Below are 3,985 nucleotides of genomic sequence, written 5' to 3'. Positions count from 1 at the left end.
GGCGGCCGGGGGGGGGTCCGACGGGGGGGCGCTTTCCGGCTTTACGCGGCTCTCGGCAGGCCTCAGCGAGCCTCGACCGGTACGAACTCGCGCTCGACGTGGCCCGTGTAGATCTGGCGCGGGCGGCCGATGCGGGAACCCGGCTCCTTGATCATCTCGTGCCACTGGGCGATCCAGCCGGGCAGCCGGCCGAGCGCGAAGAGCACGGTGAACATCTCGGACGGGAAGCCCATGGCCCGGTAGATCAGGCCGGTGTAGAAGTCCACGTTCGGGTAGAGCTTGCGCTCGACGAAGTAGCTGTCGGACAGCGCGCGCTCTTCCAGCTTGAGCGCGATGTCCAGGAGCTCGTCGGACTTGCCGAGGGACGACAGGACGTCGTGCGCGGCGGCCTTGATGATCTTCGCGCGCGGGTCGAAGTTCTTGTAGACCCGGTGGCCGAAGCCCATCAGGCGGACGCCGTCCTCCTTGTCCTTCACCTTGCGGATGAAGGTGTCCACGTCGTTGCCCGAGTCCCGGATGCCCTCGAGCATCTCCAGGACGGACTGGTTGGCGCCGCCGTGCAGCGGGCCCCACAGCGCGGAGATACCGGCGGAGATCGAGGCGAACATGTTCGCCTGCGACGAGCCGACCAGGCGGACGGTGGAGGTCGAGCAGTTCTGCTCGTGGTCCGCGTGCAGGATCAGCAGCTTGTCGAGCGCGGAGACCACGACCGGGTCCAGCTCGTAATCGGCGGCGGGCACCGAGAACGTCATGCGCAGGAAGTTCTCGACATAGCCGAGGTTGTTGCTCGGGTAGACGACCGGGTGACCGACCGACTTCTTGTACGCGTAGGCGGCGATCGTCGGCAGCTTGGCCAGCAGCCGGATCGTCGACAGGTTGCGCTGGTTCTCGTCGAACGGGTTGTGGCTGTCCTGGTAGAACGTGGACAGCGCGCTGACCACGGACGACAGCATGGCCATCGGGTGCGCGTCACGCGGGAAGCCGTCGTAGAAGCGCTTGACGTCCTCGTGCAGCAGCGTGTGCTGAGTGACGTCATTGCGGAACGTCGAGAGTTCGTCGACGGTCGGCAGCTCACCGTTGATGAGCAGGTACGCCACCTCGAGGAAGGTGGAGCGCTCGGCCAGCTGCTCGATCGGGTAGCCGCGGTACCGGAGGATGCCCTCTTCACCGTCGAGATAGGTGATGGCGGATTTATAGGCGGCGGTGTTGCCATAACCGCTGTCCAGGGTCACCAGACCGGTCTGGGCTCGGAGTTTTCCGATGTCGAAGCCCTTGTCGCCGACGGTGCTGTCGATCACCGGGTAGGTGTACTCGCCATCGCCGTACCGCAGTACTACAGAGTTGTCGCTCACGTCATCCCTCACCGACGTTGTGCCTCTTCTTCGAGGTGCCCTGACTGTCTCTACCATCCCCCATTTGGCCCTGGAGAGTGCACTCGGGGTCGACCATTGGGCCTATTGACGGCACTCAGTGCCGTCAGCCTGCTCATCCTGCCCCCTTCGCCCGGGTTCCGGAACCCCTCCGTGACACACACCACCGAAATGATCGATCACTTGGGTGAGGGGGCGCCACTCGGGGGGTGGCCAGTGGATGAACCGCCGCGGAGCCGGTGGGCGAGGGCTGTGTGTCGCCTACCCGCTGAGACCGTGCGTACTGCCTGGCCGAGGGCCTTGCGTGAGCCGACCAGGACGACGAGTTTCTTGGCGCGGGTCACCGCGGTGTAGAGCAGGTTGCGCTGCAGCATCATCCAGGCTCCGGTGGTGACCGGGATCACCACGGCGGGGTACTCGCTGCCCTGGGAGCGGTGGATCGTCACGGCGTAGGCGTGCGCCAACTCGTCGAGTTCGTCGAAGTCGTAGGGCACCTCCTCGTCCTCGTCGGTCAGGACGGTCAGCCGCTGGTCGTCGAGGTTGAGGGAGGTCACCACGCCCACGGTGCCGTTGAAGACGCCGTTGGCGCCCTTCTCGTAGTTGTTGCGGATCTGGGTGACCTTGTCGCCGACGCGGAAGACGCGGCCGCCGAACCGCTTCTCGGGCAGCTCGGGCCTGGCGGGGGTGATCGCCTGCTGCAGCAGGCCGTTGAGAGTGCCGGCGCCGGCCGGGCCGCGGTGCATGGGGGCCAGCACCTGGATGTCACGCCGGGGGTCGAGTCCGAACTTGGCGGGAACGCGTCGGGCCGCGACGTCGACGGTGAGCTTCCCGGCGTCCTCGGTCTCGTCCTCGACGAAGAGGAAGAAGTCGCTCAGCCCCTGGGTGAGGGGTGGCACCCCGGAGTTGATGCGATGGGCGTTGGTCACCACTCCGGACTGCTGGGCCTGGCGGAAGATCCTGGTCAGCCGGACCGCGGGGACCGGTCCGCCCTCGCTGAGCAGGTCCCGCAGCACCTCACCCGCGCCGACGCTCGGCAGCTGGTCGACATCACCCACCAGGAGGAGATGGGCACCGGGTGCCACCGCCTTCACCAGCTTGTTGGCGAGCAGCAGATCGAGCATGGACGCCTCGTCCACGACCACCAGATCGGCGTCCAGCGGGCGGTCCCGGTCGTACGCCGCGTCCCCGCCGGGCTTCAGCTCCAGCAGGCGGTGCACGGTGGAGGCCTCGGCTCCGGTGAGCTCGGCGAGCCGCTTGGCGGCCCGTCCGGTGGGGGCCGCCAGGACCACCTTGGCCTTCTTGGCGCGGGCCAGCTCCACGATCGAGCGCACCGTGAAGGACTTGCCGCAGCCCGGACCGCCGGTGAGCACCGCGACCCTGCGGGTGAGGGCCAGCTTGACCGCCTCTTCCTGCTCGGGGGCGAGCTGGGCGCCGGTGCGGTCGCCGAGCCAGGCGAGTGCCTTGTCCCAGGCCACGTCGCCGAAGGCGGGCATCCGGTCCTCGCCGGTGCGCAGCAGCCGCAGCAGCTGACCCGCCAGGGACAGCTCCGCCCGGTGGAAGGGCACCAGGTAGACGGCGGTGATCGGCTCCCCGCCCTCCGGCCCCGGCACCTGCTCCCGTACGACGCCTTCCTCGTCGGCCGCGAGCTCGCCGAGGCACTCGATGACCAGGCCGGTGTCAACCTGGAGGAGCTTGACGGCGTCCGCGATGAGTCGCTCTTCGGGCAGGAAGCAGTGCCCCTGGTCGGTGGACTGGGACAGGGCGTACTGGAGTCCCGCCTTGACCCGCTCGGGGCTGTCGTGCGGTATGCCGACGGCCTGGGCGATGCGGTCGGCGGTGAGGAAGCCGATGCCCCAGACGTCCGCGGCCAGGCGGTACGGCTGGTTCTTCACTATGGAGATCGAGGCGTCGCCGTACTTCTTGTAGATCCGCACGGCGATGGAGGTGGAGACGTCGACACCCTGCAGGAAGACCATCACCTCCTTGATGGCCTTCTGCTCCTCCCAGGCGACGGCGATCTTCTGGGTGCGCTTGGGTCCGAGACCGGGGACCTCGATGAGCCGCTTCGGCTCGGACTCGATGACGTCCAGGGTGTCGACGCCGAAGTGGGTGGTGATCCGGTCGGCCATCACCGGGCCGATGCCCTTGATCAGGCCCGAGCCGAGATAGCGGCGGATGCCCTGGACGGTGGCGGGCAGCACCGTCGTGTAGTTCTCCACCGTGAACTGCTTGCCGTACTGGGGATGCGAGCCCCAGCGGCCCTCCATCCGCAGCGACTCCCCGACCTGAGCGCCCAGCAGCGAGCCGACGACGGTCAGGAGGTCGCCTGCGCCGCGGCCGGTGTCGACCCGGGCGACCGTGTAGCCGTTCTCCTCGTTGGCATACGTGATCCGCTCCAGGACTCCCTCGACCACCGCCTGCGCGGGCACCGCCGCCTGTTTGGACATGATCCGACGCTACCGCCGGGGTATGACAGTGCGGGCGTCCTGTGGACAACTCGGCCTGCTGCGGACGGTCGAGGAAACTGCGGCTGGCCGAAGAAACTTCGAGGGGGCCCGGCCCGTCGGCCGAACCCCCTCGGGTTTTCCCCTCCCCATTCCCTCCCCTACCAGGAC

The 3,985-nt window shown here is 68.1% G+C and carries 2 protein-coding genes; both read right to left on the bottom strand.

From position 1 onward, the window contains the following. Positions 1-62 precede the first annotated feature (62 nt). A complete protein-coding gene (locus tag U9R90_RS34060; RefSeq protein WP_411061164.1) occupies positions 63-1,352 on the bottom strand; it encodes a citrate synthase in 1,290 nt (429 codons plus the stop codon). 197 nt (positions 1,353-1,549) lie between these two features. Next, a complete protein-coding gene (locus U9R90_RS34055; protein WP_411061162.1) occupies positions 1,550-3,817 on the bottom strand; it encodes an ATP-dependent RecD-like DNA helicase in 2,268 nt (755 codons plus the stop codon). Positions 3,818-3,985 lie beyond the last annotated feature (168 nt).

This window comes from Streptomyces sp. E11-3, assembly GCF_046540415.1.
Taxonomy (GTDB): Bacteria; Actinomycetota; Actinomycetes; order Streptomycetales; family Streptomycetaceae; genus Streptomyces.
The sequence above is the reverse complement of the archived record's forward strand: the minus strand, read 5'-3'. Positions and strand labels throughout refer to the sequence as shown.